General features: G+C 63.9%; 33 protein-coding genes. 20 read left to right on the top strand and 13 right to left on the bottom strand.

Annotated features, from left to right (window positions below):
• Nucleotides 1-83: 83 nt before the first annotated feature.
• The 9 genes from BI327_RS16050 (at nucleotide 84) to BI327_RS16090 (ending at nucleotide 8,342) form a co-directional block, all read left to right on the top strand.
• Nucleotides 84-1,262 carry an NnrS family protein gene (locus BI327_RS16050; RefSeq protein WP_076861504.1) on the top strand — a complete coding sequence of 393 codons (1,179 nt, stop codon included), beginning with the start codon at nucleotides 84-86 and terminating at the stop codon, nucleotides 1,260-1,262.
• Between the two features lie 2 nt (nucleotides 1,263-1,264).
• Nucleotides 1,265-2,602 carry a hypothetical protein gene (locus tag BI327_RS16055; protein ID WP_076861506.1) on the top strand — a complete coding sequence of 446 codons (1,338 nt, stop codon included), beginning with the start codon at nucleotides 1,265-1,267 and terminating at the stop codon, nucleotides 2,600-2,602.
• A 12-nt stretch (nucleotides 2,603-2,614) separates the two neighbouring features.
• Nucleotides 2,615-3,118, top strand: a complete 504-nt coding sequence (locus tag BI327_RS16060; protein WP_089025520.1) for a DUF2249 domain-containing protein — start codon at nucleotides 2,615-2,617, stop codon at nucleotides 3,116-3,118.
• Nucleotides 3,115-3,429, top strand: a complete 315-nt coding sequence (locus BI327_RS16065; RefSeq protein WP_076861509.1) for a metal-sulfur cluster assembly factor — start codon at nucleotides 3,115-3,117, stop codon at nucleotides 3,427-3,429. Before BI327_RS16060 ends, BI327_RS16065 begins: the two co-directional genes overlap by 4 nt.
• Before the next feature lie 5 nt (nucleotides 3,430-3,434).
• Nucleotides 3,435-4,859: a cytochrome c oxidase accessory protein CcoG gene (gene ccoG, locus BI327_RS16070; RefSeq protein ID WP_076861511.1), complete on the top strand. Its 1,425-nt coding sequence runs from the start codon at nucleotides 3,435-3,437 to the stop codon at nucleotides 4,857-4,859.
• Nucleotides 4,860-4,993: 134 nt separating this feature from the next.
• Nucleotides 4,994-6,826: an ABC transporter transmembrane domain-containing protein gene (locus tag BI327_RS16075; RefSeq protein WP_076862170.1), complete on the top strand. Its 1,833-nt coding sequence runs from the start codon at nucleotides 4,994-4,996 to the stop codon at nucleotides 6,824-6,826.
• A 25-nt stretch (nucleotides 6,827-6,851) separates the two neighbouring features.
• On the top strand, nucleotides 6,852-7,187 hold the full coding sequence (locus BI327_RS16080) for a helix-turn-helix domain-containing protein (protein ID WP_245334830.1): 336 nt from the start codon (nucleotides 6,852-6,854) through the stop codon (nucleotides 7,185-7,187).
• A 47-nt stretch (nucleotides 7,188-7,234) separates the two neighbouring features.
• Nucleotides 7,235-7,480: a biotin/lipoyl-containing protein gene (locus BI327_RS16085; RefSeq protein ID WP_076861514.1), complete on the top strand. Its 246-nt coding sequence runs from the start codon at nucleotides 7,235-7,237 to the stop codon at nucleotides 7,478-7,480.
• A gap of 13 nt (nucleotides 7,481-7,493) precedes the next feature.
• Nucleotides 7,494-8,342: a copper chaperone PCu(A)C gene (locus BI327_RS16090; RefSeq protein WP_076861516.1), complete on the top strand. Its 849-nt coding sequence runs from the start codon at nucleotides 7,494-7,496 to the stop codon at nucleotides 8,340-8,342.
• Nucleotides 8,343-8,699: 357 nt separating this feature from the next.
• Here the strand turns inward: BI327_RS16090 and BI327_RS16095 are convergent, their stop codons facing one another.
• The gene (locus BI327_RS16095; RefSeq protein ID WP_076861518.1) at nucleotides 8,700-9,227 is read right to left on the bottom strand and encodes a DUF6428 family protein; all 528 of its coding nucleotides are present in this window, start codon (nucleotides 9,225-9,227) and stop codon (nucleotides 8,700-8,702) included.
• Between the two features lie 49 nt (nucleotides 9,228-9,276).
• Between BI327_RS16095 and BI327_RS16100 the strand changes: the two genes are divergently transcribed.
• From BI327_RS16100 to BI327_RS16115, 4 genes are read left to right on the top strand one after another with little or no spacing between them, the layout of a single operon-like run.
• The gene (locus BI327_RS16100; RefSeq protein ID WP_076861520.1) at nucleotides 9,277-9,636 is read left to right on the top strand and encodes an ArsR/SmtB family transcription factor; all 360 of its coding nucleotides are present in this window, start codon (nucleotides 9,277-9,279) and stop codon (nucleotides 9,634-9,636) included.
• Complete coding sequence (locus tag BI327_RS16105) at nucleotides 9,636-10,322, top strand: aquaporin (RefSeq protein WP_076861522.1); 687 nt, start codon at nucleotides 9,636-9,638, stop codon at nucleotides 10,320-10,322. Before BI327_RS16100 ends, BI327_RS16105 begins: the two co-directional genes overlap by 1 nt.
• Complete coding sequence (arsC, locus tag BI327_RS16110; RefSeq protein WP_076861524.1) at nucleotides 10,319-10,753, top strand: arsenate reductase (glutaredoxin); 435 nt, start codon at nucleotides 10,319-10,321, stop codon at nucleotides 10,751-10,753. The genes BI327_RS16105 and arsC overlap by 4 nt, the downstream gene beginning before the upstream one ends.
• Nucleotides 10,750-11,913, top strand: coding sequence for an MFS transporter (locus BI327_RS16115; RefSeq protein ID WP_076861526.1), 1,164 nt, complete (start codon nucleotides 10,750-10,752; stop codon nucleotides 11,911-11,913). The genes arsC and BI327_RS16115 overlap by 4 nt, the downstream gene beginning before the upstream one ends.
• Nucleotides 11,914-11,987: 74 nt before the next feature.
• Here BI327_RS16115 and BI327_RS16120 read toward each other — a convergent pair whose 3' ends face one another.
• Nucleotides 11,988-13,301: a tyrosine-type recombinase/integrase gene (locus tag BI327_RS16120; RefSeq protein ID WP_245334831.1), complete on the bottom strand. Its 1,314-nt coding sequence runs from the start codon at nucleotides 13,299-13,301 to the stop codon at nucleotides 11,988-11,990.
• Between the two features lie 395 nt (nucleotides 13,302-13,696).
• Between BI327_RS16120 and BI327_RS16125 the strand changes: the two genes are divergently transcribed.
• Nucleotides 13,697-13,990, top strand: coding sequence for a hypothetical protein (locus BI327_RS16125; protein ID WP_394329857.1), 294 nt, complete (start codon nucleotides 13,697-13,699; stop codon nucleotides 13,988-13,990).
• Nucleotides 13,991-14,218: 228 nt separating this feature from the next.
• On the top strand, nucleotides 14,219-14,548 hold the full coding sequence (locus BI327_RS16130) for a hypothetical protein (protein WP_076861530.1): 330 nt from the start codon (nucleotides 14,219-14,221) through the stop codon (nucleotides 14,546-14,548).
• A gap of 13 nt (nucleotides 14,549-14,561) precedes the next feature.
• Here the strand turns inward: BI327_RS16130 and BI327_RS43560 are convergent, their stop codons facing one another.
• Nucleotides 14,562-14,696, bottom strand: a complete 135-nt coding sequence (locus BI327_RS43560; protein WP_283807790.1) for a hypothetical protein — start codon at nucleotides 14,694-14,696, stop codon at nucleotides 14,562-14,564.
• A gap of 34 nt (nucleotides 14,697-14,730) precedes the next feature.
• Between BI327_RS43560 and BI327_RS16135 the strand changes: the two genes are divergently transcribed.
• Complete coding sequence (locus tag BI327_RS16135; RefSeq protein WP_021081815.1) at nucleotides 14,731-15,411, top strand: ParA family protein; 681 nt, start codon at nucleotides 14,731-14,733, stop codon at nucleotides 15,409-15,411.
• A 116-nt stretch (nucleotides 15,412-15,527) separates the two neighbouring features.
• Here BI327_RS16135 and BI327_RS42725 read toward each other — a convergent pair whose 3' ends face one another.
• Both BI327_RS42725 and BI327_RS16140 read right to left on the bottom strand, forming a co-directional pair.
• Nucleotides 15,528-15,674 carry a hypothetical protein gene (locus BI327_RS42725; protein ID WP_167386879.1) on the bottom strand — a complete coding sequence of 49 codons (147 nt, stop codon included), beginning with the start codon at nucleotides 15,672-15,674 and terminating at the stop codon, nucleotides 15,528-15,530.
• A gap of 150 nt (nucleotides 15,675-15,824) precedes the next feature.
• Nucleotides 15,825-16,121: a DUF4282 domain-containing protein gene (locus BI327_RS16140; RefSeq protein ID WP_076862171.1), complete on the bottom strand. Its 297-nt coding sequence runs from the start codon at nucleotides 16,119-16,121 to the stop codon at nucleotides 15,825-15,827.
• Nucleotides 16,122-16,431: 310 nt separating this feature from the next.
• On the opposite strand from BI327_RS16140, the gene BI327_RS16145 reads away from it, so the two are divergent.
• The 3 genes from BI327_RS16145 (at nucleotide 16,432) to BI327_RS42730 (ending at nucleotide 17,697) form a co-directional block, all read left to right on the top strand.
• Nucleotides 16,432-16,890, top strand: coding sequence for a MaoC family dehydratase (locus tag BI327_RS16145; protein WP_028336033.1), 459 nt, complete (start codon nucleotides 16,432-16,434; stop codon nucleotides 16,888-16,890).
• Between the two features lie 8 nt (nucleotides 16,891-16,898).
• Entirely contained in the window at nucleotides 16,899-17,381 is a 483-nt protein-coding gene (locus tag BI327_RS16150) for a MaoC family dehydratase (protein ID WP_076861532.1), read from the top strand.
• A gap of 172 nt (nucleotides 17,382-17,553) precedes the next feature.
• Nucleotides 17,554-17,697 (top strand): hypothetical protein, encoded by a 144-nt coding sequence (locus tag BI327_RS42730; protein ID WP_024584466.1) that lies wholly within the window; start codon nucleotides 17,554-17,556, stop codon nucleotides 17,695-17,697.
• 105 nt (nucleotides 17,698-17,802) lie between these two features.
• Here the strand turns inward: BI327_RS42730 and BI327_RS42735 are convergent, their stop codons facing one another.
• The 6 genes from BI327_RS42735 to BI327_RS16175 form a co-directional block, all read right to left on the bottom strand.
• Nucleotides 17,803-17,943 carry a hypothetical protein gene (locus BI327_RS42735; protein WP_167386880.1) on the bottom strand — a complete coding sequence of 47 codons (141 nt, stop codon included), beginning with the start codon at nucleotides 17,941-17,943 and terminating at the stop codon, nucleotides 17,803-17,805.
• 227 nt (nucleotides 17,944-18,170) lie between these two features.
• Nucleotides 18,171-18,590 (bottom strand): hypothetical protein, encoded by a 420-nt coding sequence (locus BI327_RS16155; RefSeq protein WP_076861534.1) that lies wholly within the window; start codon nucleotides 18,588-18,590, stop codon nucleotides 18,171-18,173.
• A 153-nt stretch (nucleotides 18,591-18,743) separates the two neighbouring features.
• Complete coding sequence (locus tag BI327_RS16160) at nucleotides 18,744-19,712, bottom strand: hypothetical protein (protein WP_076861536.1); 969 nt, start codon at nucleotides 19,710-19,712, stop codon at nucleotides 18,744-18,746.
• 160 nt (nucleotides 19,713-19,872) lie between these two features.
• Entirely contained in the window at nucleotides 19,873-20,307 is a 435-nt protein-coding gene (locus BI327_RS16165; RefSeq protein ID WP_076861537.1) for a nuclear transport factor 2 family protein, read from the bottom strand.
• A 201-nt stretch (nucleotides 20,308-20,508) separates the two neighbouring features.
• On the bottom strand, nucleotides 20,509-20,769 hold the full coding sequence (locus BI327_RS16170) for a hypothetical protein (protein WP_076861538.1): 261 nt from the start codon (nucleotides 20,767-20,769) through the stop codon (nucleotides 20,509-20,511).
• A 125-nt stretch (nucleotides 20,770-20,894) separates the two neighbouring features.
• Complete coding sequence (locus BI327_RS16175; RefSeq protein WP_076862172.1) at nucleotides 20,895-21,338, bottom strand: nuclear transport factor 2 family protein; 444 nt, start codon at nucleotides 21,336-21,338, stop codon at nucleotides 20,895-20,897.
• Nucleotides 21,339-21,649: 311 nt separating this feature from the next.
• Between BI327_RS16175 and BI327_RS16180 the strand changes: the two genes are divergently transcribed.
• Nucleotides 21,650-22,768, top strand: coding sequence for an alpha/beta fold hydrolase (locus BI327_RS16180; RefSeq protein WP_076861541.1), 1,119 nt, complete (start codon nucleotides 21,650-21,652; stop codon nucleotides 22,766-22,768).
• A gap of 21 nt (nucleotides 22,769-22,789) precedes the next feature.
• Here the strand turns inward: BI327_RS16180 and BI327_RS42345 are convergent, their stop codons facing one another.
• Nucleotides 22,790-22,954, bottom strand: coding sequence for a hypothetical protein (locus BI327_RS42345; RefSeq protein ID WP_159450458.1), 165 nt, complete (start codon nucleotides 22,952-22,954; stop codon nucleotides 22,790-22,792).
• A gap of 340 nt (nucleotides 22,955-23,294) precedes the next feature.
• Entirely contained in the window at nucleotides 23,295-24,128 is an 834-nt protein-coding gene (locus BI327_RS16185) for a hypothetical protein (RefSeq protein WP_076861543.1), read from the bottom strand.
• Between the last annotated feature and the right edge of the window lie 75 nt (nucleotides 24,129-24,203).

A 24,203-nucleotide genomic window follows, 5' to 3' on the forward strand; every position in this document is an offset into this window, starting at 1 on the left:
ATGAGGAGCTAGTTTGCGCTCCGACAAAGAAAGGCCGACCGCACGCGTCTAATCTGGCGTCTATTCGATCGGGAACGGCGACCATGGCGACGATGCAGAAGTTGAGGAACTACAGAGGCCCGGCGCTCCTGTCGCATGGCTTCCGACCGTTCTTCCTGTTCGCCGCCATCTATGCCGGGGCGGCGATTCCGTTGTGGCTTGCGATCTTTGCCGGCCATGTTTGGCTGCCGACGGCGTTCGCGCCACGGGACTGGCACGTCCATGAGATGCTGTTCGGCTATGTGGGCGCCGTCGTTGCGGGCTTTCTCTTGACCGCGATCCCCAATTGGACGGGACGGCTGCCGATCCAGGGAGTGCCGCTCGCGCTGCTGTTCGGATCCTGGGTCGCCGGGCGGGCCGCAACGTCGTTCTCCGATATGATCGGCTGGCGAGCCGCGCTCGCGATCGACGCCGCTTTTCTGGTTCTTCTCGCGGCGGCGGCCGCGCGAGAAATCGTCGTCGGACGAAAGTGGAACAACCTGAAAGTCGTCGCGATCGTCTCCTTGCTTGCCGGCGCAAACATCGCCTTCCATATCGAAGCTCATATCACCGGGCTTGCGGAGTATTCGACGCGCGCCGGTGTGGCCTTGGTCGTTACGCTCGTTTGCATCATTGGCGGCCGGATCGTGCCGAGCTTCACGCGCAACTGGCTCGCGCGCCGCCCCCCGGGACGACTACCAGTTCCTTTCAATCGGTTCGACGCGGTCGCGATGGTCGCCGGCGTCTGCGCCATGGCCGCGTGGGTGATGTTCCCGACGGGGCGGTCAACGGCCGTCGCTCTTGCGGCTGCCGGTCTATTGCATTTCGTTCGTCTGCTGCGTTGGGCCGGAGACCGGACCTTCTCCGATCGCCTCGTCTTGGTCCTGCACGTCGCCTACGCCTTCGTGCCAGTTGGGTTCTTCCTCTGCGGGCTTTCCGCGGTCGATTTCGTCTCCCCCGGTGCGGGCCTGCATGCCTGGACCGGAGGCGCGATTGGCTCGATGACGATCGCGGTCATGACGCGTGCATCGCTCGGACATACCGGACAGGCGCTCAAGGCTTCAGGGCCCGTTCAAGCCGTCTACGCCGCCATCGTGATCGCCGCCGTCGCACGTGTCTGCGCCGCGATCGAGCCGAGCCACTCGGTTGCCCTTCTGATGGTGTCCGGCATCGCATGGACGTTTGCCTTTCTCGGTTTCGTGGCCGCCTACGCGCCGCTTCTCTGCCGCGCACGGAAGTTCTGATCATGATCGGCACGAACCTATCCCGATGGACGATGACTTATTTCGCGGCGGCGCTCGCGTGGCTGTTCGTCGCGCTTGGTCTGCTGGTCGCCGGAGTCGGCTATCCCGCCGGCGACATCGCGTCGCCCGACACTCTCGTCCTCGTTCACGTGATCTGCATCGGATGGTTGAGCCTTGCGATGTGCGGAGCGTTGTTCCAATTCGTGCCTGTTCTGGTCGCCAAGCCGCTGTTTTCCGACAAATGCGCTTTGCCGGCGCTTGCCTTGCTGACGGTGGGGCTTCTGTCGCTGCTCGGAGGGTTTCTTTGCTTGGGCGGCCGTCTCCCGCCGACGCTCTGGTTGCTGCCACTCGGTGCCATTCTGCTCGTCGTAGGCTTCGGTTTGGTTGTCCTCGATCTCGGTTTGACGGCTTGGCTGCGTCCAATCGGGCCGGCTCGCTTCGTCCTTGTGGGGCTGGCTTCACTGTGTGCCACCATGGTACTCGGTGCCATTTTCGCGTTCGCGCTCGCCGGATGGGCGGGGTCGGTGGGAGGAGTGGTTCTCGCAAGCGGCATCCCGCTGCACGCCATCGCCGGCCTCGGCGGCTGGCTTACCTTGACCGCCATGGGCGTCAGCTACCGTCTTCTGGCAATGTTCATGCTGGCGCCCGACGTCGACGACCGGCAAAGCGGCGTCACGCTCGCTGTGGGGGCGGTGGCCGTTGCCTTCGCCGTGGCGAGCGGAGCGCTTGCGATTGGGCTCGCCGCCGGTCTGCAGATCGTGCTGTCGATCGCTGGGGTCCTTGGCATCGCATCGGCTGCCCTTTACGGGCGAGACGTCGTCGGCATCTTCAGCAACCGCAAGCGTCGCCATCTCGAGCTCAACATGCGGATGGCGACGCTGTCGTTCGCGAGCCTTGCAGGCGTGGCACTGCTCGGAATCGCGCTCGTCGCGTTCGGCGCCTTCCTCGCGAACGTGGGCGCGTTCGCTTTCCTCGCGATTTTCGGCTGGCTGTCGGGTCTGGTCCTCGCGAAACTCTACAAGATCGTCGCATTCCTGACCTGGCTGGAGACCTATGGCCCCGTGATGGGGCGCGCTCCGACCCCGCGCGTCCAGGATCTCGTTGCCGAGGACCGGGCGACGAAATGGTTCGTTATCTACTATGCGGCCGTTTGGGCCGGTACAGCGGCTCTGCTGGGCGGCGAACCGGCCGCGTTGCGCGTGGCCGCAGCGGCAATGACCGTCTGCGTGGTCGGCATCGTCCACGAAATCGTTCGGATCCGTCGGCTTGCCGACGTCGCTAGACCGCTGCGGCTACCCGTCGGCGCGGTCGCGCCGCACCTGCTGTTCGCAAGAAAATGAGAGATGAATATCATGACCCAGTACATCGACGTCGACGTCCGTCCGATCCTGCGTGCTGGAGGCGAGCCGTTCTCGGTGATCATGTCGGCGCTGGAGAACCTCGCGCCGGGGCAGGGATTGCGACTCTACGCGACGTTCAGGCCGATTCCTCTGTTCGCGGTGATGCAGAAGAAAGGCTTCGCGCACACCGAACAGTCTCTCGAAGGCGGCGAGTGGGAAGTCCTCTTCACTCCCGCCGAGACGCAGTCCGAGGAGCACGCGGTGGCGGCATCGAGCTTCGACAACTGGCCAGACCCCGCAGTCACGCTGGACAACCGGGATCTCGACCCTCCGGAGCCGATGGTCCGGATCCTCGCGGAAGCGGACAAACTTGGGCCCGGTGAGACGTTGTCGGCACTGCTGCGCCGGGAGCCGGTGTTCCTGTTTCCGCAGCTCGAGAAGCGTGGTTTCCGCTGGCTCGGCGGCTTCACTTCGGACGGCACCGCTTACGAGCTGACTGTCCGGGCCCCATCATGACCAGCGAACTCGTCGACCGCGTGCGCGATGCGCTGCGGGCCGTGATCGATCCGGAACTCGGCGAGAACATCGTCGATCTCGGGTTCGTCTACGACATCACCGCCGAAGCAGGGGCGGTCCGGATCACAATGACGGCGACGACCCCAGGATGCCCGGCGACCGGTTTCCTGAGGGAAGGGGCACAGGCTGCCGCGTCCACCGTTTCAGGGGTCGTCTCTGCCGACGTGACGATGACTTTCGAGCCGGCATGGGACCCGTCCTACATCGAACCCGCCGTCCGGGCCTCTCTCGGCTTCGCCGCAGTGAACTGACCGCCATGGCCCTTACCATCGAGATCGATCACGCCAAGACCCGCGCCAGGGCCGCAGCCGCCGCCGGCCAGCCGGTCGTGCCCCAGTCCGTCAAAGGCCCGATCCGCAGGATCAAATGGGCTGTCCTGCTCCTGACGTTGTCGATCTACTACGTCACGCCGTTCATCCGTTGGGACCGGGGGCTTAACGCACCGGACCAGGCTGTCCTGCTCGATTTCGCCAACGGTCGCCTTTACGCCTTCTTCGTCGAGATTTGGCCGCAGGATCTCTATCTCGTCACCGGTCTGTTGGTGCTCGCGGCCACCATCCTGATCCTGACCAATGCGCTTGCGGGCCGCCTGTGGTGCGGATTCGCCTGTCCGCAGACGGTCTGGACCGACCTGTTCCTGCTGGTCGAGCGGCTGATCGAAGGTGATCGCCGCCTGCGGCTGAAGAACAGAGATGCGTCCCTGACTCCGAAGCGGGCGGCGCAGGTCGTCGCGAAGCACGCGGCTTGGCTGCTGATCTCCTTCGCGACCGGCGGTACGCTGATCTTCTACTTCACCGATGCGCCGGGCCTGCTACGGGGGTTCGCTTCCGGAGAGGTGTCCACGAACGCGTTGACCTGGATCGTCGTCTTCGCCGGCACGACCTACGGCCTGGCCGGCTTCGCGCGCGACCAAGTCTGCACCTTCATGTGTCCGTGGCCCCGGCTGCAGGGTGCGATCTGGGATCCGGAGGCGTACACCGTCAATTATCGCGACTACCGCGGTGAACTGCGGATGTCCGCGAAGAAGGCCGCGGCAGTCCGGCTCGAGGGCAAGCCCGCCGGCGACTGCGTCGATTGCGGCCAGTGCGTCGCCGTTTGTCCGATCGGTATCGACATCCGCGAGGGACCGAACTTCGCATGTATCAACTGCGGGCTCTGCGTCGATGCCTGCGACGGGGTCATGTCCAAACTCGGTCGTGCCCGCGGTCTAATTGACTACGAAAGCTGGACCAACATCGAGCGCGGCCGTCGGAAGGAGGCGCCCGTCAACCGCCTGGTGCGGCCGAAGACGATCGGCCTGACGGCCGCAAGCCTCGCGCTTGCCGGCATCATCATGGTCGCGTTCGCGACCAAGACCACGGCGATCCTTTCGGTCCAGCACGACCGGGATCCCGTGGCGGTCAAGCTCTCGGACGGCTCGCTGCGTAACGCCTATACGGTGAAGCTTCTGAACAAGTCGTCGGCTCCCCACACCTATGCGCTGTCCGTCAGCGGCGTCGATGCGAGGCTTGCCATTGTGGGCGTCGAACACGGCTCATCGGTCGTGATTGGGCCCGAGACTTCCGAAGCGTTGCGGGTCACCTTGACGGGGGCGGCGGACAGTCAGGGCGACGTCGTGTTCACGGCGCGGGACGAGACCAACCTCGTCCTTTCAGCAAAGGACAGATTCGTCGACCGATGACCGCATGTCTCGATCGACGAATCTTCGACGCGCTCGACTTCGTCAAGGAGACCGTAAAGTCCCGGATTAGGGCTTTACCGGATTTGCAAGTTCGCCCGAAACGGACCTAAGTCGGTTACCTTTGGAGCATGCGCATGACAACCGTCGAACACTTCGAGCCCTACGCCGCCGGTCCGTCCCGGTCGAGCGAGTTTGCGAAGACACGCGATGCGACGCCGACGAGGCGCATGGGCCTGCGTCCTCTGATTTCGTTGTATCCCTATATCGCCCGCTATCGCGGGCGCGCGATGCTCGCATGCGTGTCGCTCACGGTTGCGGCGGTCACCACGCTCGCGATTCCTGTTGCGGCACGACGGATGGTCGATTTCGGCTTCGATCCGGATGGCCTTTCGGCGATCGACGGCTACTTCGCGGCCATGATCGCGGTTGTGGCCGTGCTGGCCTGCGCCAGCGCCTGCCGATATTATTTCGTGGCGACGTTGGGTGAGCGCGTGGTGGCTGACGTCCGGCGGGATGTCTTCGGTCATTTGCTCCGACTGTCACCTTCTTTCTTCGATCGATCGAGTAGCGGCGATCTCACGTCGCGGCTGACGGCAGACACCACGCAGATCAAGGCGGCGGTCGGCGCATCTGCTTCCGTGGCTTTGCGCAACCTGATCATGCTGCTCGGGGCGATCGTCATGATGACGGTCACAAGCCCGAAGCTTTCCGCAATGGTCCTGCTCGTCATTCCTGCCGTCGTGATCCCCCTGATCGCATGCGGTCGGTGGGTCCGGCGGCTTTCCCGCAACGCTCAGGATACGCTCGCCGATGCAACCGCCTACGCTTCGGAGCTGATCGGCGCGATCAGAACGGTACAGGCCTACAACGGCACGACGATCGCCACCGATCGCTTCGGTCGCGAGGTGGACGAAGCCTATGAGGCCTCTCGCGTTTCGACCAGGGCGAGGGCCGTTCTGACCCAGATCGTCATCTTCATCGTATTCAGCAGTGTTGTGGTCATTCTCTGGGCCGGCTCTCGCGACGTGGCGATGGGAGCCATGAGCGCCGGACGTCTCGGTCAATTCATACTCTACGCGGTCTTGGCTGCGACGAGCCTCGGCCAGCTCAGCGAGGTCTGGGGCGAAGTGTCCGCGGCCTCGGGCGCAGCGGAGCGCCTGTTCGAGATACTGCGCCTCAAGCCCGAGATCGCAGCCCCGAGCCGGCCGTTGAACCTGCCGCTGGCCGGTCAGGGAAGCCTGGCGTTCGAAGCCGTCAGCTTCGCCTATCCGGGAAGGCCGGACGTTCGGGTGCTCGACGACGTCGCGTTCTCCGTGCGCTCCGGTGAGAAAGTCGCCATCGTCGGGTCGTCTGGAGCCGGCAAGAGTACGTTGTTTCACCTTCTCTTGCGGTTCTATGATCCGAGTTCGGGACTGGTCTCGCTCGACGGAGTTGCCGTCCACGAGGCCGATCCCGAAGAAATCCGCTCGCGCATCGCCCTGGTTCCGCAGGATCCGGTCATCTTTGCCGCCTCCGCCCGAGACAACATCCGCTTCGGGCGCCCCTCCGCGACGGATGCCGAGGTAGAGCGCGCCGCCGACCTGGCCTCAGCTTCCGGGTTTCTGGCCGTGCTGCCGGATGGACTCGATACGCGACTGGGCGAACGTGGCGTCATGCTGTCCGGTGGGCAGCGCCAGCGTATCGCCATCGCGCGCGCGATACTGCGCGATGCTCCCCTTCTGCTGCTCGACGAGGCCACCTCGGCGCTCGATTCCGAGAGCGAGGCCGTGGTCCAGGCCGCGCTGCAGGGGCTCATGAAGGGACGAACCACTCTCGTCATCGCGCACCGTCTTGCTACCGTCCTGTCCTGCGACCGCATTCTGGTGATGGATCGCGGCAAGATCGTCGAACAGGGCACCCATGAGGAGCTGTCGTCGGCCGGCGGTCTTTACGCCCGCCTTGCGCGGTTGCAGTTCGGAACGAACTGAGCCGACGCTTCGGATGTCAGATGCTGTGAACATCGAAGATGAACCGCAGGCGCGATATCGAAGCTCGCGGTCGTTCGACTCGAGCGCGTTTCCGTCGTCGTGTTCGGATCTCGATTTTCTGACTGCATTGGGCGAACGTCTTCGCGAACTTCGTACGGCTCGCGGCATGTCGCGCAGCGAGCTCGCCGACGCCTCGGGAGTGTCCGAACGCTGGATCGCGCGGATCGAGAGCGGCAAGGGCAACGTCACGATCCTCCTGCTACGGCGTCTGGCTTCGGTGTTTCGTCAACGACCGGTTCAGCTGGCGGTGGATATCGAGACGAGTTTGCGCTGCAACAAGGAGTTGTCGGACGGTATGTGAGACCTTCGTTCAGGAAGGCTTCGGCGTGAGCCTAACGGAGATGGACGATGAATATCGATATCAAGGCGGATGAGACCTTCTGGCGCAATACCATGCTGCCTGAGGGCTTCGTGACGAAGTGGCTGGTTGCCGACGGTGAACTGGCAAAAGAGGGGCACGGCATCGCCGTTGTCCGTATCGAAGGCGCGCTGCACGATATCGTCGCTCCGTGCCACGGCCGCGTGAAGATCGAGACGGGCGTCAACCACGTTATCGAGCCCGGATCGCTGCTCGCCACGCTCGTTCCCGCCTGACGGGAGAAACGCCATGCTGAAGGTCGCAAGCATCATCTTGGTCGCTGTAGCGCTGCTCGCATTCGTAAGCTCCGCTCCATCGCTTGCCGAGCATGAACGCGTCGCCGTCAGCCAGGCCTGGACCCGTGCCACGCCTAAGGGTGCCAAGGTCGCGGGCGGCTATCTCGCCGTCGAGAACCGCGGTGCTCGCGCTGATCGCCTGCTGTCGGCAGTAAGCCCCGCCGCCCGCAAGGTCGAAATTCACAGCATGACCATGCAAGACGGCATCATGACGATGCGTCCCCTCGACGACGGGCTGGCAATCCCTCCGGATGCGACGGTCACTCTCGCGCCAGGCGGCGACCACATCATGTTCATCGGATTGACCACGCCGTTCGAGGAGGGACAACGTATTCCGGTGTCGCTGAATTTCGAACGCGCAGGCAGGGTCGAGGTCACGTTCGAGGTCGTCAGCGTTGGCGCAAAGGGGCCGCGGCTGCAGATCGTGTCGGGCGATCCGGCACCGCTGACGGTCTTGCCGGCAAATGCGGTCCCGCGCGGCGAGCCCTTCTTCACCCATATCTGCGGAACGCGGGTGATGGCTGACGTCACGGTCACGCCTCGCCCCGGCGGGCCTGTCGAGATCGACGTGAAGCTGGAGGACGGCGATGAGAAGCCGCTCGCGGTCGATGGGCTCTCTGTGGCCTTGTCGAATCCGGACAAGCACATCGCTCCGGTAGAGGCCACGGCCGAACGAATCGCGGCGGACAGCTGGCGCGTCCGCATGACGGCCGCAGTAAATGGCAAGTGGTCGCGGTCTCTCGGAATCGACACGACGAAGGAGGATCACATCGACATTGCGGCTCCAATCATCATCGAGTGATGGGTAATCCGTCGAACTGGCAGCTGCGCCAGGGACATGCCGGTAAGGCTCTCCGCCGACGTCAGCGAGATCGAGCGCTGGCGGCGCTCCTGCGGATGGGATGGGCAAGTCGCCCAAGCTCTACTTGTTTTCGGCATTCCTCGTAGCCCAGCTTGCCGCTACCAGCGCCTTCTGAATGCTCCGGGGCGGCGTTTGCACCTGAAAGAACAAACTAGGCCGTGTACCCAGAAGCCCGGCGGCGTGATGCGACTAAGACAATGTCTGCTTTGCTCCTATAGCGACCGACTTCGGGCGGCAGCGCAATATGTCGCGATGGGCCAGTACCGGACGACAGGCTGCTATCGCGCCATGGTAGCGTTAAGGGCAGCAGGGCCGCTTGGATCTCGGAGCACGGCAGGCTTGCTGTTCCTGCAGCCATCGGTCGCGCGGTTTGCAGCTTGACGGACGTGCCGAGAGATAAATCCGGACCACAGTGTCCCTGTTATCCATGCGCTCCGCACGATAGATTTGCATCGGCCGGACGCCGTCGCTCACCTCAAAGGTCAGTTTGGCTTGCGGATCAAAGCCGACCGCCTCGTCGACCTTGCGGATGATCGCGAGAAACTTCCCGGCGGGCATGTGGCCGCTGTTCTCCTCCTCGATGTCCCAGAGCTGAATGAAGGTCTCGCTCCAGGCCTCGGGGTTCGCGCCGCAGTCGAGCGCCTTGAACGCGCCGGTTTTGACTTCGGTGACGTGGTAGCTGGGACGGATGTCCCTGCCGTCGTAACTGAAGATCAGCGGCTTCGCCTTGTGTGCCTCAAGGTTGGATAGGAGAACGGCGAACGAAAGTTCTTCCACCGGCAGCAGGGCCCCAACCGTCGAGCGGGTATTGGCAAGCGTGTTCATGGCTGCTATCCTCATTTCAATGATTGTTGAATTATAGGATTGTCGAAAGATGGAGGAGCGTCAAGCCCGAACCGCCTTTGCCGCGCTGTCGCAGGAAACGCGGCTGCGGATCGTGCGGTTGCTGGTCCAGGCCGGCCCCGATGGGATGGCTGCGGGAGCCATTGCCGAGGCGGTCGACGTATCGCCATCCAACGTCTCCTTCCATCTGAAGGACCTGGAGCACGCCGGCATGATCGTTCCCCGCCGCGAGGCGCGCTCGATCATCTACTCGGCGGATTTCACCGGCCTGCGCGATCTGATCGCATTTCTGATGAAGGATTGCTGCGCAGGCCATCCGGAAATCTGCGCGCCAGCGCTCGCCGATGCCCAGTGCAAGCCCTCCATAAAAAAGAAGAAGGCGCACGCCTGATGCGCGGCTTCGATCTGCCACGGCGCCTGGTGGCCGAGGGCCTCGGGACGTTGCTGCTGGTCACGACCGTCGTAGGCTCCGGCATCATGGCCGAGACCCTGACCAGGGACGTGGCGCTGGCGCTGCTCGGCAACACACTTCCGACCGGCGCCATTCTGGTGGTGCTGATCACGATCCTCGGTCCGATATCCGGCGCACACTTCAATCCGGCGGTCACGCTCGTGTTCATGCTCAAGGGTGAACTCCGCCCGCCGCACGCGGCGCAATACATCGCGGCACAGGTGCTTGGCGGAATTCTGGGGGCGATGGTCGCGCACGCCATGTTCGGCCTGCCGCTCCTGGAGTTCTCCGCAAAGGCCAGGACAGGGTTTCCGCAGTGGTTTGCGGAATTCGTTGCCGCATTCGGACTGCTCGCAACGATTATCGGCGGCATTCGATTTCGTGAGGCCGCAATCCCGTGGCTGGTGGGGCTCTACATCACGGCCGCCTACTGGTTCACCGCGTCAACGTCCTTCGCCAATCCGGCCGTTGCCATCGCGCGATCATTCACCGACACGTTTTCCGGCATCCGCGCGCAGGATCTGCCGGGATTCATCGTCGCCGAACTGTTGGGGGCCATGGTCGCGCTGGCATTCATGACATGGCTGCTGCGGGGCGCGGAAACCACAAAGGAAGCGATCCGATGACGATCACGATCTATCACAATCCAAGTTGCGGGACGTCGCGTAACACCCTGGCCATGATCCGCCAAAGCGGGGAAGAGCCGGAGATCGTCGAATATCTCAACAATCCGCCTTCGCGCGACAAGCTTGTCTCGCTGATCGCCGTCATGGGCATGACCCCGCGCGCGCTGCTCCGCGAGAAGGGTACGCCTTATGCCGCGCTCGATCTTGCCAATCCGAAATGGAGCGATGACGAACTGATCGATGTCATGATGGCGCATCCGATCCTGATCAACCGGCCGATCGTGGTCTCGCCGAAGGGTGTCAGATTGTGCCGGCCGTCGGAGGCCGTCCTCGATCTGCTCGCCGCCGACATCGGCCAATTCGTCAAGGAAGACGGCGAGGTGATATCGCCCAAGGAACCAGGCAAGCCGCCGGGTGCGCGCGCCGGATGAGCCACCGTGCCGATAACGTTCTGATCGTCGCGCTCGGTACCACGCAAACCCTTGCCTGGGCGTCGAGCTATTATCTGCCTGCCATTCTCGCGGACCCGATTGCGCGGGACCTCGGCATCTCGACCAACTGGCTGTTCGCCGCGTTCTCGATGGCGCTGGTGATTTCCGGACTGCTCGGTCCGCGCGTCGGCCGCCAGATCGACCGCATGGGTGGGCGCGACGTGCTATGCGCGTCCAACCTCATTCTGGCGTCCGGTCTGATCCTGCTCGGGCTTTCGCAGGGTGGCTTCCTGATGGCGGTGAGCTGGCTGTTGCTCGGCGTCGGCATGGGGCTTGGCCTATATGACGCGGCCTTCGCCGCGCTCGGGCGCATCTACGGCAACGCCGCGCGCCGCTCCATCACCGGCATTACCTTGATCGCGGGGTTTGCCAGCACGATCGGCTGGCCGCTCAGCGCGTGGGGACTTGCCACCATCGGCTGGCGCTGGACCTGCTTCGGCTGGGCGGCTGCGCACATTCTGATCTGCTTGCCGCTCAATGGTCTCCTGATCCCCAAGCTGAAGCGGGAGCACCGGATCGCGGCCGATACGCCGAAACCGCATATTCCGATCGACCGTGCGATGGTGCTGCTCGCGTTTGCGTTCGCGGCGGCCTGGAGCGTCACGTCGGCGATGGCGGTTCATCTGCCGCGCATCCTGGAGTCACTCGGCGCGACGCAAACGCAGGCGATTGCGGCGGGCGCGTTGATCGGCCCGGCGCAGGTGGCAGCGCGGATTGTCGAGGCGAGCCTGCTGAAGCGCTTCCATCCGCTATGGTCGGCGCGATTGGCCTGCATCACGCACCCGCTGGGCGCCTGCGTCATCGGCCTGTTCGGCGGTGGTTTCGCCGGAATCTTCGCGCTGTTGCACGGCGCGGGAAACGGAATCCTGACGATCGCGCGCGGCACGCTGCCGCTCGCGATATTCGGTCCAAAGGATTACGGCTATCGCCTCGGATTGCTCGGCGCTCCGTCGCGCCTGTCGCAAGCTCTTGCGCCTCTGATATTCGGCTTCCTGATTTCGCCGCTCGGCGGCTATACGCTTGCGGTCACATCGGCGCTCAGTCTGGCCGCGCTTCTGGCGCTGATCGTACTTACGGCGGAGAAAAAGTCTTCTACGTAACAAGATCGCCTGGATGACCGTCGTCCGCTTCGGGTCACAAGGCGACATCCCAGGGGAATGGGGTCGCGTGCGGCTCAGCCCTCGAAAGCGGACATCCCGGATTCATGAGTACGCGCCCGAGCAGTCCCGTGGGAGAAGCCAGGATGAGAGTGGCCGGCTCCCGCTATCACGGTGTCAACACGTCCCGACCTTTGGGCGGGCAGGGCCGCGACATGTCCTGCCCAGCGTTCAAGCGCCTCGCGCATCTCGGCTGCGTACCGGGCGCGGTTATATACGCCGGCAACGCCCGCCCGATGGCCGCTGACATGGTTTAGGATCGCCTCCACGATGTGAGGCAACACGCCAAGCCGATCGGCCATCACCGTGGACGCTGATCTCCGAAGATCATGAACCGTCCAATGGGGCAGGGGTTCGCCCAGAGCATCCGCGATACGCGCATCAAGCGCTGCCTTCGATTTTGACCAGCCGGAGAACCCGCGGTGCGGGTCACCACTGCGTCGGGGTCCCTCGCCAAAGAGGAAGTCTCGGCCATTTCGGCGGGGTGGGACCAGGGCCAAGGCCGCGGGAACCAATGGCAGCAAGTGCTCGCGATGGTTCTTGGTCCGAGTGGCTGGCAGCGTCCAGAGTCCCGAACTGGTATCAAGTTCGGCCCATTGCATACTGCCTACTTCGTCACGGCGTTGGGCTGTGAGTAGCAACAACCGCACGATGCGACCGTAGTCGTCATCGCCACAGGCCTGCCAAATGGCTGATAGCTCCGTTTCCGTGAGGACCCGTTCGCGACTTCCCGGCTGCGTTGGTCGATTGGTGCCGAGAACCGGGTTCGCGGCAATGTCGAGCCCCTCGCGTATTGCCCAATTGAACATTGAGGACAGGGCTGTGCGTGCGCGGGCTGCTGAGACGGCTCCATGAGCTGATGCGATGTCAGCGATACGAGCCGAGATATGACGGCGGGTGATTTGGAAAACCGAGACCGGATGTAGGGGTTTCCAGCTGACCAACAAGTAGCGTTCGACTTCCGAATAGGTCCGGGGCTTCAGCCTTTCTTTGGCGTTCCGGAGATATTGATCCGCGATTACCGAAAGCGTGTCGGCCGCCTGCAGGCGCGCCTTGGCTTTCTCGTCCGCGGGGTCTTTGCCGTTGGCAACCAGGCCCAAAAGCCGCTTGGCTTCCTTGCGTGCCAGCTCGGGTGTCCACGGCGCGCCGTGAGGACCGATGGTGACAAAGCGCTGCCGACCGAACACTCGATACTTTAGGACGTAGGTCGCTTGGTCGCGTTGACGCCGAACACCAAAGCCCCGCACCGCTTCGCGGTGGTCTGCATCCCAAATAGTCTCGCCCGGCTTGAGCGCTTGCACTGCGCGGATCGTTATACTCGAAACAGCCATCGATCGCCTCTGTAGCTACCACGTAGCTACCACCATAGCGGTAATTGCAGCGCAGGTAAGGCGAGAACCGGCGGACTTATTTATTGATAATACTACAGTTTTCGCACGAAGGGCGGGAATGGCGTAGCTCCGGCGGAGCCCTTGCTGTGTCTGTGGAACAGGAGGTCGGTGGTTCGAGCCCACCCAACTGTACCATCCACACGACCACCACCCAACGCGATATCGCTGGATCGGACCATCGCAGGCTCGCTTGCCGCGTCGTTGATCGCCGCCAGCGTGTCATTGCGTCCGCTTGCACTTCGTCGTCGCATCACCCACACTCCGCGCAACGACGCTTAAGCAGCACCTTGGGGGGACGCATGGGGACCGCCGGTTCAAGGAGTTTTTCGTTTGCGTTGATATCAGCTGTCGGGCTTGCCGCGTTGCTGCTGCCGGGCCGAAGCGAGGCCTACACGGCCGACCAGCAGCAGGCCTGCACCCCGGACGCATTCCGGCTCTGTGGCCCCGAGATTCCCGACGTCGATCGCATCACGGCCTGCATGATCAGGAACAGGGCGCTGCTGTCGCCGGCCTGCCGCGTGTTCTTCCGCGGCGGTCCCGAGCTGCGTGAGGCGAGCGAACGCGTCGAGCGACGGCCAGCCAAGCGGAAGGTCGTCAAGCCGCACAAGCCGAAGAAGTCGGCCCACTGAAGTCCAGCTTCCTGGTTCCCACCGCGCGCACGCCAAAGCCCGGCGCGTTGTCGTGACACGAATTGCTTTTCGCTCCGCGCGACGCGCGTGGTGGATCGCGCGGTGGCGATTTCAAGACTGCGATGCGCGACAGACTGACGCCTTGTGACGCTGTCACGCAGCATCATCTCTGGGCTTGTGTTGTTTGCCAAATTCGTTCCGCCTTTTGGAACGGATGGAGTGAGATGCGTGAGCGAAGACTACAAGCAAGAGATCGATCGGCACTTCGCCTGGTTCGAGGCCAAGCTTCCGGACAAGCCGTCGCGCTTTGTCGCGTGGCTGCGCAAGCCGTCGTCGCGCTATGTGCGGATTCCGCTCGCGGTCCTCCTGATCATCGGCGGCATCTTCAGCTTCCTGCCGGTGCTCGGACTCTGGATGCTGCCGCTCGGACTCCTTTTGTTCGCGCAGGATGTTCCGTTCCTACAGAAACCCACCGCGCAATTGCTCGGCTGGATCGAGCGCAAGTGGATCGCGCGCGAACGCGCCAAGGATGCTGCAAAGGCTGCCGAAAAGCGCTAGGCCTTGAGTCAAATCAATCGCTTAGCGCTTCCATTTTCGGTTGTGTCATAAGTGCAGTGTGACTCAAAAAGCAAAATGCACCGGTAATCTTGGCCGCTTTGCGGATTGCAAGAAGTTTTTTCTTTCGCGAATCAGCGCGCTGATTCATTTTCGCCTCCTGGGGTCAATCTGGAGGCCAACGTATGAACGTGATTGTTTTCGCTTCGCGTAAGGGGGGCTCGGGAAAAAGTACCCTGGCTGCTCACCTCGCTGCGCAAGTGCACAAGGCAACGAAGCCCTGTCTGCTGATCGATGCCGATCCGCAGGGCTCGCTGACGCTCTGGCACAAGCTGCGCGGCACCAACGAGCCGGCGATCAAGACGGCGGTGAACTCGGTCAGCGGGATCATTGCTCAAGCCAAGCGCGACGGCATCGAGTGGGTGTTCATCGACACGCCGCCGAATCTGTCGGCCGTGGTCGACGACTCGATCAAGAACGCCACGATGGTGATCATTCCGGCGCGGCCCGGCGTGTTCGACGTCAACGCGGTGCAGGAAACCATTCAGACCTGCCGCTCGATGCGCAAGCCCTATGCCGTCGTGATCAACGGTGCGCCCGCGCAGCGTGACGGCGCCGAAAGCCGCATCGTCGCGATCGCGCGCGAGGCGCTGGCGAAATTCCGCGCGCCGGTGTGGAGCGGCCAGATCACCAACCGCGCCGATCTGCTGATGGCGCTCGGCCAGGGTGAAGGCGCCCGCGAATATTACGCGGAAGGCCGCGCCGCCGCCGAGATCAATCGGCTGTGGGCTGCGATCGAGCGTTCGATCAAGGCGATTCGCGGCACGGCGTCGGCGTCCGGCGCGATGCACAAGCAGGCGGCGTAACAACGCCGCTTTCGTTCGAACCGGAAGAACGCGCGGTGCCCGCGCGTTTTTTGCGCGCTGAAGCGACGAGGCAATCGCTGATTGTCTCGCTTGCGCCTGCGGCGGGATGGATGGCGCTAGGCCACCATCAGCAGATAAAATACGATCACCGGCGCCAGGGTCAGGATCACCGACCAGATGCCGACAGCCCATAAAATATCCTCGGTCGTGAAGCCCGGCTCGGCACCCGGCCTCACGGCAGCAAAACCATTCCTGGAATTCACGACGCCCCCGCGTTGGTCTTGGCAATGCGGAGGCTGATACGCGGCCGGCTTTAAGATCCCGGCCGGAATTTCGCTGGCATTTGCGCGCGGGCACTACTTCGGATTAACCACGGCATGGGCGGCACGCCGCCTCCGGCCGGGCCGAAAGCCTCAGTGCATTGCCCCATCCCGGTCGCGGATCGCGCCGAGATGCTCGTTGATCCGGAATACGATCAGGATGAACTCGGCGCAGATGCGCGAGAACACGACGCCGACGAACACGCTGGCGATCGACGCGAGCAGCTGGATGAAGCCGACGAACGGGCTGATCGCCATCGCGGTGAGGCTCCACAGGATGCCGGAGATCCCGAACAGCACGATCACCGCGATCACCAGCCAGTAGAACGTCTTGATGATCGTGGGCGTGATGAAGCGGTCCCACTGAAACAGATCCTGGAAATCGAACATCATGGTTCTCCCGGCCACCGAAATATGATTCGCGTCTCGTGCATCCTACTGCGTCACCCCCGGCGTGATCACTTCATCCCGGGAGCCCGCAAAGAGGCGTCGATCAGGACGAGGCGTTACGCCGGCCAATGGTTCGGGATCGCGCCGGAGCGCCTCCGCACCAGGGGGATCGCAGAAGCCCAATCGGTCTCGCCTGCGCGAGCCCCGGACCGGGCGCCGGCAGTCCAGGGGCGAGCTATGCGAGTGGGCCGGTTGTGATTGCCGCAAATAACGGCCACAATCGGGCTTCCCTCCGGCATATCCTCATCCAATGACCACGCTGACCTTCGAAGACTTCAAGCCCGGCCGCTTCGGCACGTTCGGCCCGCGCCACGTTTCCCGCGAGGAAATCCTCGCCTTCGCCGCCGAATTCGACCCGCAGCCGATGCATCTCGACGAGGAGGCGGCGAAGAAATCCATGCTCCGCGGCCTGTCGGGCTCGGGCTGGCATCTCGGCTCGCTGATGATGCGGATGCTGTTCGACGGCTTCATCGGCCGCACCGCCTCGCTCGGCTCGCCCGGGGTCAACGAGATGCGCTGGGTGGCGCCGCTGCGTCCGGGCGACGATTTGACGCTGGATGTCGACGTGGTCGAGGCGCGGGTCTCGAAGAGCCGGCCGGAGACCGGCATCGTCACCTTCAAGGGCACCATCCGCAACGCGCGCGGCGAGATGCTGTGCGAGATGGAGTCGCCGATCATCATCAGCCGCCGCGACGGCGCGGGCGCATAGGAGACATCATGCGCTTTTTTGAAGATATCGAGATCGGCGCGCGGCGCGAGTTCGGCTCATTCACCTTCACGCCCGAGGACATCAAGCGCTTTGCCGCGCAGTTCGATCCGCAGCGCTTCCACCTCGACGAGGAGGAGGGGCGCAACTCGCTGTTCGGCGGGCTCGCCGCATCGGGCTGGCATGTCGCCAGCGTCTGCATGAAGCTGCTCGTCGCCGACGGCAAGCGGCTTGCGGCGGAAGCCGCCGCGCGCGGCGAGAAGGTCGCGGTGTGGGGACCATCGCCCGGCTTCCGCGAGTTGCGCTGGATCCGCCCGGTGCTGGCAGGCGATACCATCAGCTTCACCAACCAGGTCGAGACCAAGCGCACGTCCGAGAAGCGGCCCGAATGGGGCATCCTTCAGGCCCGCAACACCGGCGTTAATCAGCGCAATGAGGTGGTGTTCTCGTTCCTCGCGACCGCCTTCGTGCCGCGCCGGAATCCCGGTTCCTGATGTTGCCCGCACGCCTCTGATGTTGCCCGGACGCCATGGTGGCAGACTAAGTCTGCTGCCGACGGAGTTGTGCGTTGCGTGGAACTCATTTTTTGCTAACGCATTTTGAACCTTTGTCACTGCTCTATGATTTGAGAGCACGGACATCCGGGCAAGGACGACTGGGGATACCATGGCAGATCGCAGCGCGCTGAAACTCGTCGGCATTATCTTCGCGACGGTAACGCTGGTGGTGATGCTGGCGACCGGATTGGTCGTGAAGGGTTTTGCCGACGGCAATTATTCCTTCGAGACCACCGCGAGCATCGATCGCTGATCGACCGTCTGTAACCGTCGGCGCTCGGGGGAGCGCCAGCCAGCGCCTGTTTGCGCCCTTCAGTGTGACTCGTCGGCGGACCGCGTCACACTTCGTCTCCCCGGATTAACGATTCCAGATCAGCACCATCACGACGGTCGCGGCGGCCAGGATGCCGATGAACCGGATCATGATCGTGCCTATGCCCTGCTGCCGCTGGCGCAGCGGGATGGGATCGGCGGCGTTGTCCGGCCGGACGCTCTGCATGAATGCTCTCCAAATCGATGCCCCGCTCAGGCGCGGTCCGGTGGTCAACTCCGGATTGGACGCGGGCCCGGCATCTCCAGTTCAAATCGGCTTCGGCAAAAATGACGTCGCCGGAGTTTACACCGCGACAAATAACGAATTGTTCTACGCGGAGCCGGGCACGCAAAACGAAGCCGCCGCCTCACGAGGAGGCGGCGGCTTTTGCCGGTTTGCAGACCTGATCGGGATCAGCTGTTGCGCAGGCCGTCGGCGGCGCGCTTCCACTGCGAGACGTTGTCGGCGATCATGCGCGTCGACTTCATCGCGGCCTGGCTGAGCTGGGCATAGCCGGAGATCTCGCGCTGGACGCGCTGGCCCTCGGCATGCAGCAGGTCGCGCAGGCTCTCGAGCTCGCCGATCAGCTTCTCGATCTCGGCGAGCGAGGTGCCGGCGACGCGCTGGATCAGCGAGTTGACGTTGCTGACGGTGGCGTCGGTGTTGGCGTCGGTCGGCGCGGTCTCCGGGCTCGCCACCGGGCGGCGCAGATAGGCGATGTCGTTGCGCACGAAGTCGCGGATGCCGGCTTCGACTTCCGAGACCGCAGCGAGGTTGGTGTCGACCTCGGAAGCAGGCGTTTCAGCTTCCTCGGTCCGGTTGGTGGCGTTCATCGGCTTTCCCCTGGTCGCAATAGCGAAGCGCGGCTTGTCCCCCGCACGACGAATTGATGAAGTTACGGACCTATCAGTGCCGCCGAATTTGACCGCATCTGGGCCAAGTTGGGGCAATGCCTGATCATTAGCGCGACAGGGCTAACAGATCGTTCACCATGTGCGCTTGTAGCCGGCGCTGATGCTCTTGCTGGTCGTGCCCTGGGAGGTCTCGCCGACCGAGCCGGAGACGGTGACGCCGTCGAACAGCTTCTGCTCGGCGCCGATCCGGCGCAGCCATTTGTCGTCGGAGGTCGACAGGGTCTGGCCCGCGGTGATGCTGGTGCCGGTGTCGTTCACGGAGAGGCGTGCCGACTGATCGGTATCGTAGCTGCGCGATGGGTGGCCGTCGATGCCGGGCACCGGGACTACGCCCTGCTGGATCAAATTGTAGCCGCTCTGCAGCGTCAGCGAATACTGCTCCGACAGCGGCACCGACTTGCTCAGGGAGGTGCCGACCTTGCTCTGGTCGGCGCCCGGATCGACCCGCGCCTCGACCGAGGTCTTGTCCCAGATCGAAGCCACGCCGCCGGTCGAGATCGAAGCCCAGGCCGAGCCGCCGGATTGGGGCAGGCTGCCGCCATTGGCGAGCCGCTCCGACAATTGCTCCGATGTCGTGGTCGAGCCCTGCTGCCTGGCGACCGTCATGTCGGCGCCGATGCGGGTGTCGAGGAAGGGCGAGATCGACTGCTTGACCGACACCGCCGAGGAGCCGTTGGCGTTGTTGTTGGTGGTCCAGGACGGATCGTTGCCGGCGATGCCGCTGCGCTTGGCCGCGCTCTTCGGCGCCAGCGTGGGCAGGCTGGTGGAGTCGGTGTCGAGCTGGCTCCAGTCGAGCTTGCTCTCGTCGATGTCCTTCAGGAGGTCGGCATCATTGGCATCGGCCGCCGGCGGCGCCTCGTCGGCCGCGGCACCCGCGCCAGCGTCGGCGTCGTCCTTTACGCTGTCCTTGGCGTCGTTCTGGGCGGCGGGCGTGATCTGCAAGGGCGGGCTCTGCGCCGCGGCCGAAACCGCTATCGCCACGCTGAAGCCGGCCGCCAGCACCGGCAGCCTCGCCCAGCCAAATCGCAATGTGGAGGTCATTCCCAGCCCGCAAATTCCAGAGCGGCAGCATGCATTTGCCGTGGCGCAAAATTGTGGCAACGGCGCCGCGAAAGCAAGTGATAGGCCCGTGATATGCGGGTGCAATCGTCACGTCCCGGGCGGGCCCGGGACATGACGAAGCCGTGAAATCGGGAAGCCGTCAGACCGCGATGCGCGGCAGATGGATCGGGTAGCCGACGGTCTGCTCGACCAGGTCGAAACTGTCGACCATCATGCGGAAGCTGGTCAGCTTGCCGGCCTTGAACTGCGTGAAATGCGCCACCCGCAGCGAGATCGGCTTGTTGGAGTCGAGCGCGGTCAGCGAATAGCGCAGCATCGAGGCCGCGGAGTCCGCCCCCAGCATGATCGACTCGCGGTCGAAACGGTGAACCCTGAGGTTCTCGCCGATCTGCCTGATCACCTCGAGCACGGCGGCCTTGCCGCGGCGCGCGCCGAAGAAGGAAAACAGGTCGATCGGCCCGTAGATGGCCCACTCGACCTCGTCATCGAGCAGCGGCTCGATGTCTGCAAGCTGGCGTTCGTTGATCGCGCGATGCAATGCGCGCGAAAAACGCCAGAGGCTATGCTCTGTCATTTCGGTTCTCGTCCTGAAACTGGATTTTCAACGCAAACGAATGGCAGGGGGTCAGCGCCGACGCCCTGCCAGGTTGCTGCACATCGCTATTGCCGGCTGAAATAGTGCGGAACGGCAAAAACGCAAATGACATTTTTGCAATGCACAATTGCAGCGGTCATGACCGAAATGTGTGACCACCCGCTAGGTTGCCACCGCAATTCAGCGGTCGCGCTGCCGCAGCGGTTGCCGTTCGATCACGATCTCGGCGTCGCGGATCGCCACCACGGCGAACAGCAGCGCGCCGCCGACGCCGCCGATCGCGGCGCCGAGCGGCATGAAGGTGAAAAACACCAGCGTTCCGCTGTCGATGCCGGAGGTTTTGGCCATTCCGATCCAGGTGAGCCCGGCTCCGATGCCGAGCGCGGCGCCGCCAAGGGCGCCCAGTGCAAGACCAAGCACAGCGAGCAATGCGACTTTCATGGTAATTCCAGCCCCGACCGCAACAAGCCCAGTGATAGGTCAGCGCGGGGCCGTCGAGGTTCAACGCCGGCGGGGGAATTTGCGGGACGGGGCGGGCGGATGCGCTGCCGTGGTTTTCCGGCAGCTTACTCCGCGGTCTGCCCGATCAGCGCTGCGGCGATGTCGCGCTCCAGCACCTGCTGGACGAGGTCGTAGGTGTCGATGATCTCGCGGATCTCGGTGATCTTGCCGTCGCGCAGCGTGTAGAACACCGCGACGTCGAACTGCACCACACGGCGGTTGCCACGCTTGCGCAAGAACACGCGCAGCTGGGCTGCGACCTTGTCGCCCTGGGCCACCACGACCGGTGCCTCGTAGCGCATCTCGGAATAGCGTTCGTGGATCGTGGTCCACATCTGGCGCAGCGCGGGCTTGCCGCGGTGCTGGCCCATATGCGGGAGAATGTCGATCGGGGCGTTGGCCAGGAACGCGACGTCGTCGCTGCAGCGCTCCAGCGCGCCCTCGATGCCGCCGGCATAGTAGACGTCGAGGAAGTTCAAGACGCGCTGCCGGTTCAATTCCTCGCCCATGATCGACTCCGCCGGTTCCATCCGACTCGCCTTGATTTGCTTGGCCCACATTGTGACCCGAAGCCTTGCACAATCAAACACATGTTTGACGCGCGAAAGGCGATTAGGTTCGGCAACCAACGCGTGCATTGTGGCGTAAAATGGGTGCCATGCCCCGGGTCGCCGCGGGTGGCCAGGACGGCGTGGCCTGCAATTTATTCCGCGCCGGCGCGGCCGAATCTTCGCCTTCGTGACCTTGCCGGGACCAGGCCGGCCCGTATGCTTCGCGGCGGAAGGCGGCCGGACAGAGCCGCCACACTGGGGAGAAACCGATGAAGCGCATCGCCCGATTTGCCGCCGTGCTGTCGCTGCTCGCATGGCCGGCGCTCCTGCCCGCCCTCGCACACACACCGCAGCAGCCGCCGCACCAGCTCTACAATGAAGGCGACCTCAAGCTCGAGAGCGGCGAGGCGATCAAGGACTTCTCGATCTCCTACGTGACGCACGGCACGCTGAACGCGAAGAAGTCCAACGCCATCCTGATGGTGACCGCGATCTCGGGCAATCATCACCGGCTCGATTTCATGATCGGCCCGGGCAAGGCGCTCGACACCGACAAATATTTCATCGTCTGCACCGATGCGATCGGCAACGGGCTGACCACGTCGCCGAGCAATTCGAAGGCGCAGCCGCGGATGCAGTTTCCGAAATTCGTCATTCGCGACATGGTGGAATCGCAGTACCGGCTGATGAAGGAGAAGCTCGGCATCGACCATGTCGTCGCCGCGGTCGGCCCCTCGATGGGCGGCATGCAGGCCTTGCAATGGGGTGTCAGCCATCCGGATTTCATGGACGCGCTGGTCGCGATGGTGCCGCTTGCGAAGACGCCGGCCTGGTCCGTCGCGGTGATGGAGGCCTCGCGCAAGGCGATCATGAACGACCCGGCGTGGCAGGACGGCAATTACCAGGCGCCGCCGGAGAAGGGCCTGAAACTGTTCCGCGACATCGTCGCGCTGCTCGCGGCGCGCACGCCCGACATGTATGTGGCGCAGTTCAAGTCCGGCCCCGACGTGCTGCCCTGGATGGCCGAGCAGGAAACCGCGCTGTGGAAGCTGTTCGACGCCAATGACTGGATCTACCAGAGCTGGGCCTATGACCGGCACGATGTCGGCACCACGGCCGGTTTCGGCGGCGACACCGCCAAGGCGCTGGCCTCGATCAGGGCGAAGACGCTGATCCTCACCGGCACCAAGGATTTGCTCAATCCCGAGTTCGAGCCGAACGAGATGGGCAAGAATATCCCCGACGTGACGATCAAGACAATCAGTCCGGGCAGCGTGACCGGCCACGCCTCGGCCGGCGGCTTCTTCCCGGCGGATGTCGCGTTTCTCAACCGTGAAACCGGCGCGTTCCTCGACGGCGTGACCGACAACGGCAAGAAGCTGAACTGATGAAACCGCACTGATCGCGTCTCAAAGACGTGAAGAACCGCGGGGCAGGTGGCCGCGAATTAATGAAACCTCGCCCTGCGCGCCCGGTTGGTCCGGCATGGGCGACGCATCCGCGATCAGGAGTTTCGTCATGAGCACCACCATGCCGCTTGCGGTCGCCAGTTTTCCTGTCTGCAGATAGCTCATGTGAGCGCGCGCCGCGCGACGGTGAGCCGGCGCCGACGCCGGTCCTGGCCTTGAGCTCCTCCGGGGCCGATCGGAGCCATCACGCCGGCTCGCTGTCGCGGCGCGCCTAGCTTTCCCTCGCCCCGCTTGCGGGGAGAGGTCGGATCGCATCGCAAGATGCGATCCGGGTGAGGGGGTACAGGTCTAACCTCGTTCCCAACTCGCGGAAGCAGCCCCTCACCCCAGCCCTCCAAGAGCAAGCTCGCTTGTCTCGGCCCCATAAGAACGGGGCGAGGGAGCGCGCCGCCATCGCGGCTGCTGCTCAACCTAATCTCGCCACGCTAATCCGCCGGCGCGGCCTTTATTCCGCCGGCGCGGCCTTGCCGCTCACGAGGTCGATGATGAAGCGCCTTTTCTTCTCGTTGCCCTCCGGCACGAAGGCCTCGCCGGGCAGCAGGTCGTGAAACAGTTCCTTCGGCTTCGCAAAGCCTTCGCCGCAGGCGGTGCGGATAATCTCGTCGTCGGCATAGTCGACGTCGACCGCAACCGTGTTGCGGCGCGGGCCGGCGGCGAGGTTGGAGAGGCCGAAATATTTCGGGCCCTCGTTGCACATCACGACGTTGGCGCCATAGGCGCTGACCGCATCCTCGGCGCGGAGCAGGAAGTCCGGCGCGATCTCGATCCGCTTGCCGGCCTTCTTGGCAAACTCCATCCGCGCCACCGCGCTTTCGAGGATGCCCTGTCCCATGTGACCGACCGAGCACACCAGCGCATCCTGCTGCTCGTTCCTGGGGACCACGATGCAGTCGTGGCCCTGCGCGCCGGGCAGGAAGCGCAAGAAACGGTTGGCAAAGCGGGTGGCCGCGCCGTTCTGCTCGAACAGCGCGACGCCGCCGAAATCGGTCGCGTGTGGCTCGCACTCGCTTTCATAATTGACGACGAGCAGCGCATTCCCGGCGATGAAGCGTCCAGTGTAGCGCTCCTTGGTCAGCTTGACGTCGCAGGCGCGGCCGCCGGGATAGGATTTGGCCCGCGTGCAGGTCGATCCCTTGATGTTGGCGGGCGCGCAGAATGTCGCGAGCAGCGCGCGGTCGCTGTCCTCGGCGCGGGCCGGGCTGGAGATGAACTGGCTGGTGACGAACAGGATCGCTGCGCCAAGCGCCGGCGCGAGGAGGGCAATATGTGATGTCCGCATGATTTTCAAAACACTGTCCGCAATGCGGCGGCATTTAGAGCATGATCGAGGCCTGTGCGCAGCGTATTTCTGCGG

This window comes from Bradyrhizobium mercantei (assembly GCF_001982635.1).
In the GTDB taxonomy this organism is placed as follows: Bacteria; Pseudomonadota; Alphaproteobacteria; order Rhizobiales; family Xanthobacteraceae; genus Bradyrhizobium; species Bradyrhizobium mercantei.

What these genes read in the sequence shown, in the direction of transcription:
- BI327_RS16050 (WP_076861504.1), top strand. Translation starts at nt 84, where the DNA reads ATGGCGACGATGCAGAAGTTGAGGAACTACAGAGGCCCGGCGCTCCTG.
- BI327_RS16055 (WP_076861506.1), top strand. Translation starts at nt 1,265, where the DNA reads ATGATCGGCACGAACCTATCCCGATGGACGATGACTTATTTCGCGGCG.
- BI327_RS16060 (WP_089025520.1), top strand. Translation starts at nt 2,615, where the DNA reads ATGACCCAGTACATCGACGTCGACGTCCGTCCGATCCTGCGTGCTGGA.
- BI327_RS16065 (WP_076861509.1), top strand. Translation starts at nt 3,115, where the DNA reads ATGACCAGCGAACTCGTCGACCGCGTGCGCGATGCGCTGCGGGCCGTG.
- ccoG (WP_076861511.1), top strand. Translation starts at nt 3,435, where the DNA reads ATGGCCCTTACCATCGAGATCGATCACGCCAAGACCCGCGCCAGGGCC.
- BI327_RS16075 (WP_076862170.1), top strand. Translation starts at nt 4,994, where the DNA reads ATGACAACCGTCGAACACTTCGAGCCCTACGCCGCCGGTCCGTCCCGG.
- BI327_RS16085 (WP_076861514.1), top strand. Translation starts at nt 7,235, where the DNA reads ATGAATATCGATATCAAGGCGGATGAGACCTTCTGGCGCAATACCATG.
- BI327_RS16090 (WP_076861516.1), top strand. Translation starts at nt 7,494, where the DNA reads ATGCTGAAGGTCGCAAGCATCATCTTGGTCGCTGTAGCGCTGCTCGCA.
- BI327_RS16095 (WP_076861518.1), bottom strand. Translation starts at nt 9,227, where the DNA reads ATGAACACGCTTGCCAATACCCGCTCGACGGTTGGGGCCCTGCTGCCG.
- BI327_RS16100 (WP_076861520.1), top strand. Translation starts at nt 9,277, where the DNA reads ATGGAGGAGCGTCAAGCCCGAACCGCCTTTGCCGCGCTGTCGCAGGAA.
- BI327_RS16105 (WP_076861522.1), top strand. Translation starts at nt 9,636, where the DNA reads ATGCGCGGCTTCGATCTGCCACGGCGCCTGGTGGCCGAGGGCCTCGGG.
- arsC (WP_076861524.1), top strand. Translation starts at nt 10,319, where the DNA reads ATGACGATCACGATCTATCACAATCCAAGTTGCGGGACGTCGCGTAAC.
- BI327_RS16115 (WP_076861526.1), top strand. Translation starts at nt 10,750, where the DNA reads ATGAGCCACCGTGCCGATAACGTTCTGATCGTCGCGCTCGGTACCACG.
- BI327_RS16120 (WP_245334831.1), bottom strand. Translation starts at nt 13,301, where the DNA reads ATGGCTGTTTCGAGTATAACGATCCGCGCAGTGCAAGCGCTCAAGCCG.
- BI327_RS43560 (WP_283807790.1), bottom strand. Translation starts at nt 14,696, where the DNA reads ATGAATCAGCGCGCTGATTCGCGAAAGAAAAAACTTCTTGCAATCCGC.
- BI327_RS16135 (WP_021081815.1), top strand. Translation starts at nt 14,731, where the DNA reads ATGAACGTGATTGTTTTCGCTTCGCGTAAGGGGGGCTCGGGAAAAAGT.
- BI327_RS16140 (WP_076862171.1), bottom strand. Translation starts at nt 16,121, where the DNA reads ATGTTCGATTTCCAGGATCTGTTTCAGTGGGACCGCTTCATCACGCCC.
- BI327_RS16145 (WP_028336033.1), top strand. Translation starts at nt 16,432, where the DNA reads ATGACCACGCTGACCTTCGAAGACTTCAAGCCCGGCCGCTTCGGCACG.
- BI327_RS16150 (WP_076861532.1), top strand. Translation starts at nt 16,899, where the DNA reads ATGCGCTTTTTTGAAGATATCGAGATCGGCGCGCGGCGCGAGTTCGGC.
- BI327_RS42730 (WP_024584466.1), top strand. Translation starts at nt 17,554, where the DNA reads ATGGCAGATCGCAGCGCGCTGAAACTCGTCGGCATTATCTTCGCGACG.
- BI327_RS42735 (WP_167386880.1), bottom strand. Translation starts at nt 17,943, where the DNA reads ATGCAGAGCGTCCGGCCGGACAACGCCGCCGATCCCATCCCGCTGCGC.
- BI327_RS16155 (WP_076861534.1), bottom strand. Translation starts at nt 18,590, where the DNA reads ATGAACGCCACCAACCGGACCGAGGAAGCTGAAACGCCTGCTTCCGAG.
- BI327_RS16160 (WP_076861536.1), bottom strand. Translation starts at nt 19,712, where the DNA reads ATGACCTCCACATTGCGATTTGGCTGGGCGAGGCTGCCGGTGCTGGCG.
- BI327_RS16165 (WP_076861537.1), bottom strand. Translation starts at nt 20,307, where the DNA reads ATGACAGAGCATAGCCTCTGGCGTTTTTCGCGCGCATTGCATCGCGCG.
- BI327_RS16170 (WP_076861538.1), bottom strand. Translation starts at nt 20,769, where the DNA reads ATGAAAGTCGCATTGCTCGCTGTGCTTGGTCTTGCACTGGGCGCCCTT.
- BI327_RS16175 (WP_076862172.1), bottom strand. Translation starts at nt 21,338, where the DNA reads ATGGGCGAGGAATTGAACCGGCAGCGCGTCTTGAACTTCCTCGACGTC.
- BI327_RS16180 (WP_076861541.1), top strand. Translation starts at nt 21,650, where the DNA reads ATGAAGCGCATCGCCCGATTTGCCGCCGTGCTGTCGCTGCTCGCATGG.
- BI327_RS42345 (WP_159450458.1), bottom strand. Translation starts at nt 22,954, where the DNA reads ATGAGCTATCTGCAGACAGGAAAACTGGCGACCGCAAGCGGCATGGTG.
- BI327_RS16185 (WP_076861543.1), bottom strand. Translation starts at nt 24,128, where the DNA reads ATGCGGACATCACATATTGCCCTCCTCGCGCCGGCGCTTGGCGCAGCG.